Origin of the sequence: Sphingobacterium sp. G1-14, assembly GCF_002196555.1 — a bacterium.
GTDB classification, from domain to species: domain Bacteria; phylum Bacteroidota; class Bacteroidia; order Sphingobacteriales; family Sphingobacteriaceae; genus Sphingobacterium; species Sphingobacterium siyangense.
Genome location: NZ_CP021381.1, coordinates 2,607,408 through 2,626,382 on the forward strand (window position 1 = coordinate 2,607,408; position 18,975 = coordinate 2,626,382).

The 18,975-nt window shown below is 44.6% G+C and carries 8 protein-coding genes; all 8 read left to right on the forward strand.

The features are described from left to right. Positions 1 to 10: 10 nt before the first annotated feature. The 8 genes from CBM24_RS10840 (at position 11) to CBM24_RS10875 (ending at position 18,972) form a co-directional block, all read left to right on the forward strand. Positions 11 to 1,093 (forward strand): FecR family protein, encoded by a 1,083-nt coding sequence (locus CBM24_RS10840; protein ID WP_088161227.1) that lies wholly within the window; start codon positions 11 to 13, stop codon positions 1,091 to 1,093. A 67-nt stretch (positions 1,094 to 1,160) separates the two neighbouring features. After that, complete coding sequence (locus CBM24_RS10845) at positions 1,161 to 4,202, forward strand: SusC/RagA family TonB-linked outer membrane protein (RefSeq protein ID WP_088161228.1); 3,042 nt, start codon at positions 1,161 to 1,163, stop codon at positions 4,200 to 4,202. Positions 4,203 to 4,213: 11 nt separating this feature from the next. Beyond that, positions 4,214 to 5,905, forward strand: coding sequence for a RagB/SusD family nutrient uptake outer membrane protein (locus CBM24_RS10850; protein WP_088161229.1), 1,692 nt, complete (start codon positions 4,214 to 4,216; stop codon positions 5,903 to 5,905). Between the two features lie 8 nt (positions 5,906 to 5,913). Further along, positions 5,914 to 7,917: an FAD-dependent oxidoreductase gene (locus CBM24_RS10855; RefSeq protein WP_232475756.1), complete on the forward strand. Its 2,004-nt coding sequence runs from the start codon at positions 5,914 to 5,916 to the stop codon at positions 7,915 to 7,917. A 6-nt stretch (positions 7,918 to 7,923) separates the two neighbouring features. Further along, a complete protein-coding gene (locus tag CBM24_RS10860; RefSeq protein WP_088161231.1) occupies positions 7,924 to 9,573 on the forward strand; it encodes an FAD-dependent oxidoreductase in 1,650 nt (549 codons plus the stop codon). Positions 9,574 to 9,604: 31 nt separating this feature from the next. Beyond that, complete coding sequence (locus CBM24_RS10865; RefSeq protein WP_198386091.1) at positions 9,605 to 11,443, forward strand: carbon starvation protein A; 1,839 nt, start codon at positions 9,605 to 9,607, stop codon at positions 11,441 to 11,443. 244 nt (positions 11,444 to 11,687) lie between these two features. Next, on the forward strand, positions 11,688 to 15,674 hold the full coding sequence (locus tag CBM24_RS10870) for a two-component regulator propeller domain-containing protein (protein WP_088161232.1): 3,987 nt from the start codon (positions 11,688 to 11,690) through the stop codon (positions 15,672 to 15,674). A gap of 169 nt (positions 15,675 to 15,843) precedes the next feature. Beyond that, positions 15,844 to 18,972, forward strand: a complete 3,129-nt coding sequence (locus tag CBM24_RS10875; protein ID WP_088161233.1) for a SusC/RagA family TonB-linked outer membrane protein — start codon at positions 15,844 to 15,846, stop codon at positions 18,970 to 18,972. Positions 18,973 to 18,975: the final 3 nt, after the last annotated feature.

Below are 18,975 nucleotides of genomic sequence, written 5' to 3' on the forward strand. Positions count from 1 at the left end.
ATAGTAAATTTTGAAAGAGCAATCCTTTAAAGATCAATTGTTGGCGTATATCCACAACCGCTTGGATGCGCAGTATTATGAGTCATTTTTTGACGAAATGGCTGAGATGGATACTGCAATTCTAGAGTTATGGATCACTGAGATACTGGATCAGGATGAAGGACAAGCATTACAACAAATTCCGTTACCAGATTTAAGTGTGGTTCATCGGAAAGTGCTCGATCATATTTATGCTGTAGATCCGCCAAAACCTATGCTCATTCGTAGCATAAGCCCGTGGGCCTGGGCTTCCTGTGCCGCCGTGCTAATTTGCGTACTATCGGTTCTCTTTTTGAAAAATTTCTCGACCTCAACAAAAGAACAGGTTACCTGGTATGAAAATAAAAATGCTTATACAATCAATGCTCAGCTTCCTGATAGCACGACCGTTATCCTTTATCCACATGCAAAAATCGGATTCGAATATACTGGCACAGGCCACCGCGATGTACGTCAGGTGCAAGGTCGGGTTATTTACAAGGTGCACAAAAACAAAAATGCACCTTTTCAAGTCAATTACAGAGGATATCTGACCACTGCCTTAGGCACAATATTTAGCGTAGATCCCAAGGATACCGATCATGTACTAATAAAACTAATGGAGGGCAAAATATCTGTCGGATCAGTTACGGCAGATAGCCGAAATTTAATATACCTCCAACCAAAAGAAGAAGTATTGGTTAACTTAAAACTGCAGCAGATGATTAAGTTTTCGGAGCCCGAATTGACAAAATCTCAGCCTGCCCGTGTGGATAAGGAGTTAAGAAAACTCATTCCACATCTAACCGCCAATGTAGAATGGACCAATCAGTCTGTCAAATTTAACCAAACCAAAAACATTCAACTCTTAAGAGTAATCGAAAGCCTTTACGATGTTTCGATTATATGTGATAATCCTGATTTGCTCAACAGTTCATTTACAGGAAGTTTAAATAGCAAAGAATCGCTAGCTAATTTCTTGACCAGTTTCTGTCAATTGAACGGTTGTACATTCCAAGTGAACAATGGTATTGTCAACATCAGTAATTCGAGAAGAAAGGAGGACGTACAGTAGGAGAGAATCAACCCAACGCGGAAAAATAAACCAATATATAAACCAGAATAACCAACTGTAAACAATTATGAAGCATATTCTAATCAAATTAATGCTCGTGGGATTGCTATTTCCATACTTTTCTGTAGGATTTGCGCAATCAAACCTGAAAGTAAATGGTAAAATAGTTGACAACGAAGGGAATACATTGCCCGGCGCAACTATTGATCTTGTCCACGAGAAGAGCAGTAAAAAACTCCACTTTGTGGCCGATAACAACGGATTGTTTGTTTTAACTCCACTTGTTGCTGGCGAAAATTATACGATCTATGCCCACCATCTCGGCTACGATACCGATTCTGTTAAGCATTTTGTGGCAACCGCTACCAGCAAAAACACCGTGCTTATCCGTCTGAAACCAAATACCGGAATGATAGACGAAGTTGTTGTCGTCGGCTATGGTGTTCAGAAAAAGGTGAATTTGACGGGCGCTGTTTCCGCCGTATCGGGAGAAGATCTGAACAATAGGCCCGCAGGGCAAACCTCTTCGGCCCTTCAAGGCATGGCCTCGGGAGTAACCGTCACACAGCGTTCTGGCAAGCCGGGAGCGGACGGTGCGGATATCCGTATCCGTGGTATCGGTACACTTGGCAACGCAGCACCTTTAGTGCTGATAGATGGAATCGAAGGCTCTATCAATAATATCGACCCCAATTTAATAGAGAATATTTCCATATTAAAAGATGCCGCCTCCGCATCGATCTACGGTTCGAGAGCTGCCAATGGTGTCATCTTGGTCACGACCAAAAGGGGAAGTTCTGATAAAGTCGCTATTGCCTACAATAATTATTTCGGTTGGCAGTCGGCGACCAATATGCCCAAAATCGTCAATGCCCTGGACCATATGCTGCTGACAAATGAAGCGTATACCAATGTTGGTGCGAGTCCATTATATCCGGAGGATATCATTGCCGCCTATCGTAGTCAGGGCAATGGTAGTTCGGACGAGTATCCCAATACCGATTGGCAAAAGGAATCCTTGCAGGGGAATGGATTTCAGCAAAGCCATTTTGTGACGGTCAATGCAGGCACAAACAAAGTAAAAATGCTGACTTCGGTCGGTTATTTCGACCAGAAGGGCTTGACACTGAATAGTTCGTTTAAGCGTTATACCATCCGCAACAATGTGGATGTTAAATTCTCAGATCAGCTCGCCGTTAAATTTGACTTTCAATATGTCAATCCGATCGTAACCTCACCAGCCGCGAGCATCGAAGAACTTTTTCAGTGGATGAGCAGTATTCCTGCCAATCAATCCTTCAGAAATTCCAATGGTACCTGGGGACTGGGTTGGAATGGTAATAATCCCGTATCGGCGGCTGCTGATGGCGGTGTTGCTACCAACAAAAGTCCATTTGGTAGTATCAATGCATCATTGATCTACAGACCCAAAGAATGGTTGACTGCCGAGGTCAATTATGCACCTAAATATGCGACGCAGGTAAATAAGAATTTCCGGAAAGCAGTACAGTCCTATTTTCCAGATGGTACGCCGAGCTTCGCTGTTCCAGTACGTACAGCACTTACCCAGTACAATAGCCAAGAACTTTTTAATAATATGCGGGCGACCCTTACGCTAAACAAAGATTTTGGTCCACATCAGTTGAAAGCATTGATTGGTGGTTCGCGGGAAGACTACAAGATTGATTACTCCCAGGGTTTTAGGGACACCTACGTTCTCCCTGACTATGAAGTGCTCAATGCGGGTTCGGCACTAAATCAGTCAGCGACAGGAAGTGCTTCCGAGTGGGCATTACAATCTTTATTTTCAAGGATCAATTACGTTTTCAAAGATCGTTATCTTTTAGAACTCAATGCACGCTACGATGGTTCGTCCAGGTTTGCCAAAGGTAATCGCTATGGTTTTTTTCCGTCGGCATCCGCCGGATGGCGTTTTTCCGAGGAGCAGTTCCTAACCGCATCCAAGGGGTGGCTTACAGAGGGAAAAATCAGGGCTTCATGGGGTAAGTTGGGAAATCAGAATATTGGGACCTATCCAGCCGTGGCATCTTTGAACCTAGGTTCGTACACTTTGGGTAATGGCATCGTCAATACGGCAGCGCTAAATGATATGTCTAATCCCGATATTACATGGGAGTCTACCGAGGAGAAAAATATTGGTATCGATCTTACCTTATTTAAGCGATGGACTATTACGGCAGATTTTTACAATAGAAAAACCAGTGATATATTATTACAGCTGGATATCCCGCTCATTATTGGTTTAAATAAGCCTTATCAAAATGCAGGCATCGTCGAGAATAAAGGTTGGGAGCTTTCCATGGGCTATCGAAGCGATCCGGCCAAAGACTTTAAATATAATTTTACACTCAACCTCTCTGATGTCAAAAACAAGGTGTTGGATATGCGCGGAATCAATCAGACTGGTCTAACGGTCAATCGGGAAGGCTATCCCATTAATTCCATCTTTGGTTATGTTTCCGATGGCTACTTCCAAACAGTGGAGGAGGTAAAAGCTCATGCCACACAGTTTGGTACCTTAGCACCAGGTGATCTCAAATACCGTGATCAGAATGACGACGGAGTGATTAATGAGTCCGATAAGGTTATCATTGGTAGTACCATTCCACGATATACCTATTCGCTCAACTCCAATTTTAGTTTCAAGGGGTTCGACTTCAGTTTTCTTTTACAAGGTGTAGGCAAAGCCGATGGATACCTATATGGGGCCGGTATTCAGCCCTTTACGACTACCGGGGCAATCGGTGGAACGATTCGTGAGGATAATAAAGATAGATGGACACCCGATAATACTACAGCGAAATATCCACGATTGGCTTTCGGACAGAATAACAACCAGCAGTCTTCCCAATTTTGGATGAAAAATGCCGCCTATCTTCGCCTGAAAAATTTGCAGCTCGGCTATACCTTTCAGGCTGAGCTACTAAAGTCCATCGGGCTGAATAAACTTCGGGTATTTGTTAATGGTTCAAACTTATTCAGCGTAGATAAATTTTGGGACGGTTATGACGTCGAAGCACCAGTAGGCTATGGTAACTTTTACCCGCAGGTAAAGGTGTATTCTTTTGGATTGGATATTACATTATAAACTTGGTTTGTATGAAAACTCTAAATAAACTCGCATTATATATGCTGTCGATTGCAGTTCTCCTTCTGGTGGGGGCATGCGAAAAATACCTGGACAGATCTCCCTTGGATGGTCCTTCGGACGAAAATTATTTCAAAAATCAGGATGAGCTGATATTGGTTGTCAATGGTTTGTACAGTGCCCTAGCATTTCATCCCACGGACGACATGCCCATTAACCTTACCCTTGATGATGCCACCGATATTGGGTGGGATCGTAATACTTCTGATTTACAAGCTGTGGGAAGGGGAGATCACGACAGCAATAATGGCTACATCCGGAATATCTGGACCAATTCCTATAAGGTCATTGGCAAATGTAATTTCATTCTGGACAATATCCAGAAGTTGGATGGAAAGATGGATGCCAATCTTCAAAAGCGTTATAAAGCCGAGACACAGTTTATCCGGGCCTATGTCTACCAATATTTGATTGATTATTTCGGTGGAGTGCCTTTGGTCACGAGCGGTCTAAGCCTTGCTGATGCCAATGTCCCGAAAACATCTAAGGCTGAAATTGCGAGCTTTATCCTCAAAGAACTTGATGAAGCTGCTGCTATTTTACCGGTTAGCTATGGCTCGACCGATATTGGGCGTGCGACCAAAGGGGCAGCATTGGCCATACGCGCTCGGGCAGCACTTAATAACGGGCTTTGGGAAGAAGCAGCACGTTCGGCCAAAGAAGTCATGGACTTAAACGTATATGCCTTACACCCTGATTTCGGCCAATTATTTACGTATGATGGGCAGGCTTCCAAGGAGATTATTTTTGCTTTTCAATATCTGCGATTACAGAAAACAAAGACCCACAGTGCTACGCGCGGATTTCTGTCGCGCAACGCACAAGGGACTTCCAACAAAATCCCATCGCAATCCATTGTTGATAGTTATCTCTGCACCGATGGATTTGCCATTGACAAATCTTCCAGATTTGATCCTAAAAAACCATTCTCCAATCGAGATCCGCGTCTGGGATATACCATTGCACTTCCCGGTAGTACGTTTTTTGGTTTTCAGTTTGAGACCCATAAGGATAGTATAACCTGCTGGAACTATTCATACAATACATCCACGGCAGTACGCATCCAAAATCAGGATGCGATCAATGCTTATGCGACCTTTTCTGGTTATTGCTGGAAAAAATATGTCGATATAAAAGACAAGGATTTTACGATGGAATCGGAGTTAAATATTATTCAGAGCCGCTATGCCGAAGTGTTGTTGATCTACGCCGAGGCGATGGTCGAAAACAATACCATCGACAAAACCGTCTATGACGCAATCAACAGCATCAGGCAGCGCCCTACCGTCGATATGCCGGCAATCGCGAGTAATAAAACGCAAGCTGAGCTGCGCGAGATCATACGGAAAGAAAGACTTTACGAATTAGCCAATGAAGGCTTTCGCTTAGTCGATTTGAGACGGTGGAAACTGGCCGATAAATTTATGAATTCGACGCTCTATGGCCGCATACCAAAAGGTTTGCTGGCCAATGCGCCGACGATCGATGCGGATAATTACGTGAATTATAAAAATGTCGCTAATCAGAAAGACATGCGGGTTATCGAGCTCCGAAAGTTCGATCCCAGCAAGAATTATCTTTGGCCGATCCCGAATATTGAAATTGTAACGAATAAAAACCTGGAACAAAATCCAGGCTATTAAATCCTAAGATGATGAAAAAGACACTCGTAATGATCATTGTACTTTTGACGATGTTTTGGCATTTAGTCAAAGGGCAAACAGACAGACAGGTAGATCTATGTATTTATGGTGCAACCTCAGCCGGTGTAATAGCCGCCTACACCGCTTCACAGGCCGGGAAATCAGTCTTACTGATCGATCCAGGCACACGGGTAGGAGGGCTCAGCTCCGGTGGATTAGGGCAAACGGATATCGGAAACAAATATGTCGTCACAGGGCTCGCCCTTGATTTTTACCGCAAAATGGGCAAGCACTATGGCAGTTTTGAACAATGGATTTTTGAACCCAAGGTAGCCGAATCTATTTTTAAGGACTATCTGGCACATACTAATACAGCAATGTTAATGGGACATCGTTTGGTAGCCGTAAAGACTGACAATCGATCGATTAAAACCATTTCACTGCTTCCGAGCGAAAGTAGGACTGATAACAAAATAACTGTCAGTGCTAAAATGTTTATGGACTGCAGCTACGAGGGTGACCTCATGGCCAAAGCCGGTGTGTCCTACCACGTTGGGCGAGAGTCAAATAGTACCTATGGAGAGACGATTAATGGTGTTCAATTGCTTGATGGCCACCAGTTTCCCGAGGGTGTAGACCCCTATAAGAAAAAAGGTGATCCTCAGAGCGGTGTTTTATGGGGGATCAATACGGGGCCCTTAAAAGAAAATGGAACGGGAGACGCCAAGGTTCAAGCCTATAATTATCGGATTACATTGACCAATGTCCCTGAAAACAGAATAGCAATCACCAAACCCCACAATTACGACGCAACCAAATATGAACTCTTAAAGCGGCAAAAGGAGATACAGCCCTGGAAGAGTATCCAAGACGTATTTATCTGGAGTCTTATGCCCAATGGAAAGACTGATATCAATAATAGAAATGGATTTTCAACAGATATGATTGGCATGAACTGGCGTTACCCTGAAGCCGATTTTTTCGAACGGAAAGAGATTATTCAGGCCCATGAAGATTACACCAAAGGTCTTTTATATTTTGTCGCAAACGATCGTTCGGTGCCGGAGCCGATCCGAAGCGAATTCAAAAAATGGGGCTACCCCAAAGACGAATATCCTGACAATGGACATTGGTCACCGCAATTATATATCCGCGAAGCCAGAAGGATGATTGGTGATGTCGTCATGACCCAAGACCACTGTCAGGGCCGAAAAGTCGTGTCCGATGGGGTAGGCTATGCCGCATACACCATGGATTCGCACAATTGTGACCGAGTGATCGTCAATGGCATGGTCAAAAATGAAGGTAACGTTGAGGTTGGCGGATTTTCTCCTTTCCCGATTTCCTACAGAGCGATCGTCCCCAAAAAAGAAGAGATCAATAATCTTTTGGTCCCGGTGTGCTTGTCGGCAAGTCATATCGCCTTTGGTTCCATTCGCATGGAGCCAGTATTTATGGTGCTGGGGCAGTCCGCTGCTGTGGCAGCCTGCGAGGCAATTGACAACAAAACTGCCGTTCAGGATGTTGATATAAGACGCGTGCAAAAAATATTGCGTGACAACCCAAAGGCAGATGGCCGTAGGGCCGATTATATCATTCATGTAGACGATAAAGATCAGGTTATGTTGAAAGGAAATTGGCGTAAATCCGCAAAAAAAGGTTATGGCATGAGTTACCAGGAAGCCGACAGCAACCCCGGGGCCATGGCCCGTTTTACTCCCGGTAAAGATTTTTCCGGTGGAAAATATATGCTGTACAGTTATTTTCCTAGAACCGCCGAAAGCACCGAGAGCGGGACATTCATTATCCATACAGGGAAGACAAGGATCGAAAAAACAATAAATTTTAAGGAAGTCAATATCCTCGGACAGACCACAAGTACTTGGGTAGCGCTCGGCGAATATGTTTTTGAAAAGGGAAGAAGTAAGCCCTATGTTGAGATTACCTCGGACGCAAAAGGCATATTGGCTGCAAATGCCATCTTGTGGGTTCCCGTCTCAGACCAAAATTAAGTACATATGCAAAAGATAAAAATAGGGTTAAAATTAATGTTTGTCTTGGCTTTTCTGCAGGTTGAGGCCCAGCATTCGACCACGAAGGTAGACGTGGTCGTTTACGGCGGTACACCGGCAGCCATCACGGCTGCATTGCAAGTAAAACAGGCCGGCAAATCTGTGCTACTCTTATCACCAGATCAGCATTTGGGGGGTCTGAGTTCAGGCGGACTGGGTTATACCGATACTGGCAATAAAGCAGTTATTGGTGGTCTGGCCAAAAAATTCTACCAGGATGTATATAACCATTACTCCAGGGAATCGAGCTGGAATTGGCAATCCCGGGCCTCCTTTGGCAATCGTGGACAGGGCACCGTCGCGATGGATAGTGCGCATCGGACGATGTGGATTTTTGAACCCCATGTAGCCGAGGACATTTTTGATTCTTGGGTGCGGGATCATCAGATTGATGTTGTTCGTGGGGCATATTTAGATCGGCAGGAAAGTGCTATCGTTAAAGAAGGCACAACCATCAAGACCATTAAAACGGTAGACGGAAAGATCTATGAAGCGAAGATATTTATTGATGCCACTTATGAAGGTGATCTGATGGCGCTGGCCAAAGTCAGTTACACGATCGGGCGGGAGGCCAATCACACCTATGGGGAGCGGTGGAACGGTGTGCAGACCGGAGTCTTTCAGCACCGGCATCATTTTACCGCGCAGATCAGCCCCTATAAACGCGAGGGAGATCCCGACAGTGGACTGGTATTCGGTGTTTCAGCGCAAGATCCCGGGCAATATGGCGCAGCAGACCAGAAGCTGCAGGCCTATTGCTTTCGGATGTGTCTGACCAATGATGCCCGCAATCGGAAGCCCTTCGTCAAACCTCTCGATTACGATCCACAACATTACGTTTTACTACAACGTTTATTTCGTTCCGGTTGGGACGAAGCCTTTCAAAAATTTGATCTCGTACCCAACCATAAAACCGATGCCAATAACCATGGTCCGTTCAGCACCGATTTTATCGGGATGAACTATAACTATCCCGAAGCGAGTTACGCAGAGCGAAAATCCATTATCGAGGCCCATCGTCGGTATCAACAGGGTCTATATTACTTTATGGCAAATGATCCCACTGTTCCCATCGCAATAAGGACAAGAATGGCCGAATGGGGGTTGGCAAAAGACGAATTTAAGGATAACGATAACTGGCCTTTTCAGCTGTACATTCGCGAAGCCAGGCGGATGCTTGGACACTATGTGACGACCGAGCATAATATTCTAGGGAAGAGCAGGGTAGAAGATCCGATCGGCATGGGGTCCTATACGTTGGATTCCCACAATGTACAACGTTATGTGACCAAAGAAGGATATGTTCAAAATGAAGGTGATATTGGTGTTCACGTACCTAAGCCTTATGCTATTTCTTATAGATCGATTATCCCAAAGAGCGATGAATGCACCAATTTGCTTGTCCCTGTCTGCGTATCCAGCTCACATATTGCCTTTGGTTCCATTCGCATGGAACCCGTATTTATGGTGTTGGGGCAGAGTGCTGGTGCCGCTGCAGTCCTAGCGATTGATAATGATCATGTTGTGCAGCATGTCGACTACGGGCTATTAAAAAAGCAACTGCTGGAGTCGGGCCAAGTATTGGAAAAAAAATAATATATTGAAATAGAATTATACTGGATATCGGATGGATTTAGATCATATGAATGCCCTTACACTGGTTTTTGCGTCGATTTTGATATTTGCGCTCGCATACCGCTTTTACGGAATTTTTATGGCGCAGAAAGTGCTACGTCTGAATGATGCGGTAGCGACTCCAGCGGTCGAGTTTGCTGATGGCCATGATTACGTTAAGACGGATCGTAAGGTCTTGTTTGGGCATCATTTTGCCGCAATAGCAGCGGCCGGACCATTGGTAGGTCCTGTGCTGGCGGCACAGTTTGGTTATCTTCCGGGGGCACTCTGGATTTTGATCGGCTGTGTCTTGGGCGGTGGTGTTCATGATATGGTTGTCCTGTTTGCTTCTGTACGGCACAAAGGGCAAAGTCTTGCTACCATTGCGTCCAAGGAGATTGGCACCGTTGTCGGCGGGATAGCCGGTATAGCCGTTCTGTTTATTCTAATCCTGACCTTGGCCGGACTGTCACTGGCCTGCATCAGCGCCATGCACGAAGCCCCATGGTCCCTGTTTACGATTATTCTGACCATGCCGATTGCCATATTTATGGGACTCTTGATGCGGTATAAAACAGGATCTGTAACGTTGGCAAGTGTAATGGGAGGCATTCTACTGATCGTTGGCATCATTGCAGGGCATCGTTTGATGGAGATTCCGGGCGTACATAACCTGTTCGATTGGGATGTCAAGACCATTTCAATCGCGATTGCTGTTTACGGATTTTTAGCATCAGTCTTACCCATCTGGCTGCTTCTGGTGCCACGTGATTACCTTTCCACCTATCTCAAGATCGGTACGATCCTGATGCTGGCCATAGGCATTGTCTTTGTACATCCGACCATACAGATGCCAGCGCTGACCGATTTTATCCATGGAGGTGGCCCAGTGATCGGCGGACCTGTGCTGCCATTTATCTTTATCGTGATCGCTTGCGGTGCAATTTCGGGTTTCCATGCGATTATTGCGACCGGAACGACGCCTAAGATGCTGGGAACGGAAAGGGAGATTCTTTTTGTAGGGTATGGTGCAATGCTGGTGGAGGGATTTGTTGCTTTAATGGCATTGATTGCTGCCTGTACCTTACTGCCGGGCGACTATTTTGCGATCAACACACCAGTCAGCGACTATGCAAATTTTCTGGCACGGCATCCCGAATTAAAAGCCGTGGATCTACAGCATTTTTCAGATCGGATAGGAGTAGACCTCCATGGTCGTACGGGGGGCGCCGTGTCCTTGGCCGTCGGGATGGCCCATATTTTTGATAAGGTGCCTTTTATGGACAATGTGATGGCTTATTGGTATAATTTTGCCATAATGTTTGAAGCCGTGTTTATCCTTACAGCTATCGATGCCGGTACACGGGTCGGACGATTCTTTTTGCAGGAAATGCTGGGTGGTGTTTTTCCGGCTTTTAAAGACAAGGATTGGAAACCGGGCGTCTGGTTATGTAGCGCTATTTTCACTTTTTCATGGGGCTATCTTGTTTTTACGGGAAATGTAAGCAGTATTTGGCCACTATTTGGAATCAGCAACCAGCTGTTAGCTGCCTGTGGGCTTATTGTCTGTACCACGATGCTTATTCGGATGAATCGGGAGAAATATGCCTTAATTACGGCAATTCCGGGCGTATTTATGGCCGGTATCACCTTTTGGGCTGGCTATCTACAGGTCACGGATATTTATTTGCCCAAAGGGCAGCTGCTATTAGCGTTCTTAGCGATCTTGGCCATGCTCCTGATGCTGCTTGTCTTTATAGGCACGTTCCGAAAATGGTATCAGCTGTTTAAAATTGAAGCTAAATTTATCGACCAAAATGGAGAATCTGTAAAGGAATTGGTTGATCGTTAAGCGGAAAAATCTTCCATCGCGAAGACTACATCGACACAGACCGGAGGATCAGCCCGGAGGATATTACCTGCATTGCTTCAGAAGGCTAAATTTTTAGCCGCTTCATCAACAAGCGATACTGGTACGCAAACCCCAAAATATACGCGATACATCTTTTATTTGTGGACCAACTAATGGCAGGTAATTTTTCATTCATTGCAGAGAAAATCGTATACTTGTCTCTACTACCAGTTGAAGGATCTAAATGACAAAAAGATATGTCCAATGCATTATTTATTTAACGCTAATCTGCTGTTTATTTGCACAACATGCCCTGGCCCAGTATCATTTCGGTAGTCTAACTTATGATAAAGGGCTCTCGAATAGCACCGTATTGAGTATATGCCGTGACAATGCAGGCTTTCTCTGGATCGGTACCAGGGACGGACTTAATAGATACGATGGTAACCGCATTAAACAGTACCGTTCGGATAATAGCGATGTTAACACCATTTCCACGAACAACTATATTTACACCATTGTTGAACATCCGCGCCAAAAGACCCTGTGGATCGGAACACAGCAGGGCCTAAATATTTATCAGCCTAAACAAGACCGTTTTCAGCGAATTAACTTTGAGCATGTCAAACCTAAAAATAGCAACCATTTTGCCGTTTTAGCAATTTATTTTATTGAATCTAGCGTCTTACTCGGTACAAATAATGGTCTGATGTGCATTAAAAATGCCGATCATCCCAAGATAGAAAACGTGAATATTCTCCCCGGACTGGAAATCTACTCCTTATTACAGCTGGGAAGAAATATCTTGATCGGGACCAACAGGGGATTATATCTTTGGCGGGATCAAAAAACAATTGAACCAATTAAACTAAGTCATACAAATAGCTTAGCGATATCCGTGAAGGATATCAAGCGAGTGGCTACAGATAAAATCTGGATTGCTACGGATGGACATGGTCTTTTTGAATTGGACATCTTATTTCAGCAGATTGCGCATTATACAGGTAAAACGGGACTATCAAGTGATTATGTGCGAGCGATAGCGATAGATAAAGCCAAAAATATCTGGGTAGGGACAATGGAAGGAGCCAATTTGCTACAGCCCGACGGTAGTCAGATACAGCAGATAAAATCGAGTGCCAACAATCCCTTCAGTATCAATGATAATTCCATCAAGACGATTTATATTGATCGGCAGGGTATTGTTTGGATGGGGACAAATTTTGGCGGAATAAACTATCATCATCCGTCGGTGTATCCCTTTAAGGTAGATCTGGCAGACGGCAATTTCAAACATCTGAGCGGAAATCTGGTCAGCGCCATTGCCATTGACGATGATGAAAATACTTGGGTTGGAACAGAACGGGACGGGCTGAACGTGCGCAAAAAGGATAGCGATGTCTATCGGAAAATAGAGCTCCGGTCCAATACTGTCAAATGCCTGCTCACAGATGATAAATATATTTACGTGGGTACGTTCGGCGCAGGGCTGGCTCGCATCAGCCGTCAAAATACCGCAGATATTCGCTATTACAATATTACCGGTGAAAATGGCATTACGCTGCTCCAAAATTACATCAGCAGCATTAACCGGGATCGCCTCGGGAACATTTGGATCGGGACCGGCAACAAAGGCTTACAAATGATCAATAGTCAATTTACGACTGCTATTCAACCCACCAGCACTTTTACAAAAAATACCGCCAACAATTATATCAAGCACATTTTAGCCAGCCGAAACGGTAGTCTATTTATTGGAACGGCCCAGGGGCTTGGTCAACTCCGAAATACCGCTGAACAACAAGGAATCTATCGTTCTGAGGATCTTATGAAAGATCATTATATCAACACGCTTTTTGAAGATAGGACTTCGCAGATATGGATTGGGACGCAGGAAAAGGGGCTTTATAACTATAATCCGAAAACAGGAGTGGTAAACAGGGTGGAGTTATTTCCAACGCGTAGCTATTACCATGTGTTAGGGATTGCCGAAAACAATGTCAACGAAATTATTATCTCCACAAATAATGGACTCGTGTTTTGCAATAAGCTGACTGGAGCAAAACGCTATATGGATATTCAGGATGGTTTCCCCACAAATGAATTCTTACCAAATGCCATTTTTTGCCGGGATGGGCAGTTGCTCGTCGGTTCGCACAAAGGCTTAATCAGGCTCGATGTGTCCCATCACCAGTCAAATGCGGGGGTGCCCAAATTGTTGATCTCGGGCTTCTCTATCAATGGTCTGAGCAGGACGAGAGTCGACAAAGTGTTGGGCTATCTAAATCCGGACCGGGCGGAAGAAATTGCACTGAAACATGACCAAAATACGTTTACGATCGACTTTAGTTCAGACAACCTTATCAATCCGCAGAAAAACAGCTATGCCTATAAAATTGAAGAACTCGAAAAAGAATGGAATCTGACCGATCAGCCCTCCATAACTTATACCAATCTGAGCCCCGGACGATATACGCTTCGGTTAAAGACGGCAAATAATGACGGACTATGGAGTAACGTGAGCAAATCTGTGGTATTCAACATTGCTCCGCCTTTTTATAAATCTATCTGGGCCTATACTGGGTATACAGTGCTACTGATGGGCATTGTCTATTTTTTCTACCGCTATAAACTGGACAAAAAGCAGCTTAAAACAAAGTTATATTATGAAGAAAAACTGCATCAGGATCAAGCAGCACTGATGCAGTCAAAGCTTGATTTCTTCACCAAGATCAGCCATGAAATCCGCACGCCGCTGACCTTAATCCATGCCCCGATAGAGAAAATATTGCTGGATAAAAGGCTCGATAGTCAAGTGGATGTGCAGTTACAACAGGTGAGACGTAATATTAAGCGGCTGCTACATTTGACGCAAGAACTATTGTCTTTCAATAAAATGGATGCCCAAAAATTGACTTTGAATAAAGTTGTTATAGACGCAACAAGTTATTTTGAGAATATACATCAATCCTTTGTTGTGATAGCCGAAGAATCGGGTATAGGCTATGTCTTGGATAACCAATTTGAAGGTTCTTTTATGGCTGATCCCCAACAGCTGGAAAAAGTATTGCTCAACCTGCTTTCCAATGCCTTTAAATTTAGGAGCGAGCATGCTCCCAAGGTTCAACTTGTCATCCGTCAGCGGAACGAAAATCTGTTTATCCATGTGATGGATAATGGTCAAGGTATCAAAATGGAAGACCGGGAGCGCATATTCGATACCTTTTACCAAGCTGATGCGGGAAAAGGGAAGGAAGGCTGGGGGATCGGATTGTCTTTCGCCAAAGAGCTCGTAGAACTGCATCAAGGAAATCTCTATCTTGACAATCCACTGCAGCTGGGCCAACAGGAGGGCACCGTATTCAGCATATTGTTGCCGGCATGTATCCGGCGCCAGCAAGGGATACCGACGGAAATTATTTCGGAGACAAGTACGGCTGAAAGTACCGCGGCCTGCATTCCGGACTCGACCCGGGATTATCAGCTGCTGATCGTGGAAGATAATGACGAACTCCGTTCTTTTCTGCTCAACCATCTGCAGACATGCTACAACGTAAGTGCTGCTGCCAATGGAAAGGAGGCGCTTGCGGCAATTGCCGATAGCATGCCCGATATGATTATAACAGATATCGCGATGCCCCAGATGGATGGCTACACGCTGGTGAAATCCATCAAAGCCGATCCGGATACAGCCCACATTCCCGTAATTATGCTGACAGCCAAAGGAGAGGAGCAGGATAGTATCATTGGTTATCAAAGTGGCATCATCAATTATGTAACTAAACCATTCAACTTACAGGTTTTAGATCTTCAGATTTTCAACACCATATCAGCATTAGAATTGGTTAAAGAACGTAACCGACGCTATTTGCTGTTATCTAAACGTGATGAAAACATAAGCAATGCTGCTGCGGCTTATTTGGATAAGTTAAGAACGATGGTCGAAGCACATATCGCCGAAGCTGAGTTTTCAGTTGCGACTTTAGCGGAAAATATGGGACAGAGCCAAAGTGCGCTGTTGAAGAAGGTCAAAAGCCTGACAGGCCTCAGTGTTGCCGAATTGATTAAAGATATCCGTCTGAGTGTCGCTGCCAATCTCCTGATACAGTCTGATCAGGTCGCATCTGTTGCCTATTCCGTAGGATTCAACGATCGAAAGTATTTCAGTAAAGAATTTAAAAAGAAATTTGGTGTAAATCCCACTCAATATAGGGAAAATAGCTTACGCTAAGAGATTTTACCCCTATATTTCCGATTTTTTACCCCCTTATTTTCCATAAAGATCCAAATATTTGTCAAGCTTCTTTCTACGACAGAAAAAAGCGATGGGCAAATACTACCTCATGTCGGATTGCCCGAAAACCAATCATAAAGTGTAATCAATTTATTAAATGTAAAATATGATACCGCATCTAAAAACAATCGTATTGGGAGCGACCTGCCTGTTCCAAGTTCCGCAGCTCTATGCACAAAAGCAGCAGATCAGCGGAATAGTAACCGATATAGTTACCGGAAAGCCATTGCCCGGTGTAAGTATTTTGCAAAAGGGCTCCGGTACAAAAGGAACCACGGACCTTAATGGCCGCTTCTCTTTTCAGGTCTCGGACACTTCAGCTGTACTTATCTTTAGATTTATCGGTTATGATGAACAAGAAGTTGCTGTAAAAGAAGCTAAAGTGCTGCAGATAAAACTCGTACAGACCAATAAATCCTTAGATGAAGTTGTGGTAATTGGGTACGGTGAAGTGCAACGAAAAGACCTTACAGGTTCTGTGGGATCAGTCAATATGCAGGATATCAAGAAGGCTCCCGTTGGTTCTGCATTGGAAGCATTGGCCGGTCGTGTAGCCGGCGTACAGGTCACCTCAGAAAGTGGTAAACCGGGCAGTGAAATGAACATTGTGATCCGCGGGGCCAATTCCCTGACACAAGATAATTCACCCCTGTATGTCATCGATGGTTTTCCAATAGAAAATGCGAACAGCAATGTCCTTAATCCGGATGAAATCGCTTCGATCGAAGTGCTGAAAGATGCATCTGCCACTGCGATATACGGTGCACGTGGTGCCAATGGTGTTATTTTGATCACGACAAAAAAGGGCGAAGCAGGAGCTCCACAGATCAGTTATAATGGCTATATAGGATCGCAGCAGATCATCAATAGCATGGATCTGATGAATGGCTATGAATTTGTCCGTTTGCAGGCGGAACGCGATCCTGTAGGCGCGCAGCTCACTTATTTTAACGATGGCAAGACATTAGAAGACTATAGGTCTGTACCGAGCAACGACTGGCAGGAGCATATTTTTAGGGATGGGGTGATGCACAACCACAGCCTTTCGGTGATGGGCGGCAACAGCAACACAAAATATTCCGTTTCAGGTAATATCTTTGGTCAGCAAGGTATTATCATTAATTCGGGATTTGACCGTAAACAAGGCAAGATCACGCTCGATCAGAGTTTTCAGAAACTAAAAGTCGGTATCAATGCCATGTATACCGGCACACTTACTGATGGTAGCAATCCCGCGGCTCCTGAATCGGCATTCTCCGCCATGAACTACCTGATGTACAGCGTATGGGGCTACCGGCCCATTGCTTTTGCCGATGAAGATCTTTTGAATGATCCAACAGACGATCTCGCCAATCCCACCAACGACTATCGGTTCAACCCCATACTTTCTGCTCAGAATGAGCTCCGCAAAAACTACAATAACCGGCTTATCGTGAACGGTTATGCAGAATATGCGTTCTCGCCGACACTAAAACTGCGGATTAATGGCGGTATTAACAATTCTGATACACGGTTGGACACATACAACAATTCACGCACCCGATATGGTTTTGCCGGAAGCACAAATGGCGTAAACGGTTCGATTCTATACACGCAGAGCAACACTTGGCTCAACGAAAACCTGTTGACCTACAACAAAAAATTTAAAGACCATACCCTGAATGCGGTTGTTGGGATCACTTTTCAGGGCAACAAGTACCATAGGTATGGCTTTTCCGCCATTCATCTGCCCAACGAGATCAAGGGGCTGGCAGGCCTGAGTGAAGGGGTGCCCCAACCTGTCACCTCTCTGCAATCGGAATGGTCCATGCTCTCGTATCTGGGCCGTGTAAACTATAATTACAAAAGCCGCTACCTCCTGACCGCATCGTTTCGGGCAGATGGCTCATCCAAGTTTGTTGGCAATAACAGATATGGGTACTTTCCCTCTGCTGCATTCGCCTGGCGACTGATCAATGAACCCTTTATGAAAAATCAGCAACTTTTCTCGGATGCCAAACTGAGACTGGGTTATGGAATTACAGGAAATAACAGGGTGGGTGAATATGCTTCTTTTTCGCCTGTGTACTTTGAAAATACCAGTGTCAGCACCAACGGTTACTATTCCTGGGGAAATGAGCTTTTACAAGGGATGTACCTTGGTATCGGAACACCGGATCTGCGCTGGGAAAGTACGGCACAGCGCAATGCCGGCATCGATCTGGGGCTTTTTAAAAACAGGTTGATGCTGACGGCGGATTATTACCACAAACGCACCTATGATCTCCTGCTCTATGCAGCATTACCCTCCACCACGGGCTATAGCAATGCCTTTAAAAATATAGGTGAAACGAGCAACAAGGGGATTGAATTAACCTTATCGGGAGATATCATCCAAAAAGCCAATTTTAGCTGGAATAGTTCCTTCAACATTTCCTTTAACCGAAATAAAGTAGTTGAACTTACCGAAAATCAGGAAAGCCTGACCACGGCACTGGCCTGGGATCAGGATTACAGAACTACTCCGTTATATATTGCCAAAATCAATCAGCCACTCGGACAGATGTATGGATACCTCTGGGATGGTGTCTATCAATATGAAGACTTTGACCAACAGCCCGATGGCAGTTACCTCTTAAAACAGACGGTGGCGACCAATGGTAACACACGTAGCTCGATTCGCCCCGGCGACGTGAAGTATAAGGATCTCAATGGGGATCTGGTAGTGGATAATCTTGACAGAACAGTGATCGGACGTGGATATCCCATTCACCAGGGGGGATTTGCGAATACCTTTAAATACAAGAATTTTGATCTCCACTTATTTTTTCAATGGTCTTATGGAAACGATATTGTCAATGCCAATAGGCTGTTGTTTGAAAATGGCAGTAAAGCACATCTCAATCAATTTGCGAGCTATGCGGACCTCTGGACACCGGAAAACACCTCCTCTACCATGCCCCGTGTGGGTGGCCAGGGGCCTAATGTCTATTCGACCCGCATTATCGAAGACGGCTCATACCTGCGTCTGAAAACAGGATCTATAGGTTATACTTTTGATAAGGGGCTGTTAGACAAGTGGAAAATCAAAAGCCTACGTATCTATGCCTCCGTACAGAATATATGGACACTTACCAATTACTCAGGATATGATCCCGAGGTTGCTGTGTACTACTCGGCGTTGACGCCCGGCTTTGACTATTCGTCCTACCCAAGACCCAAAACCTTTGTATTTGGTATCAACCTTAATCTGTAATCT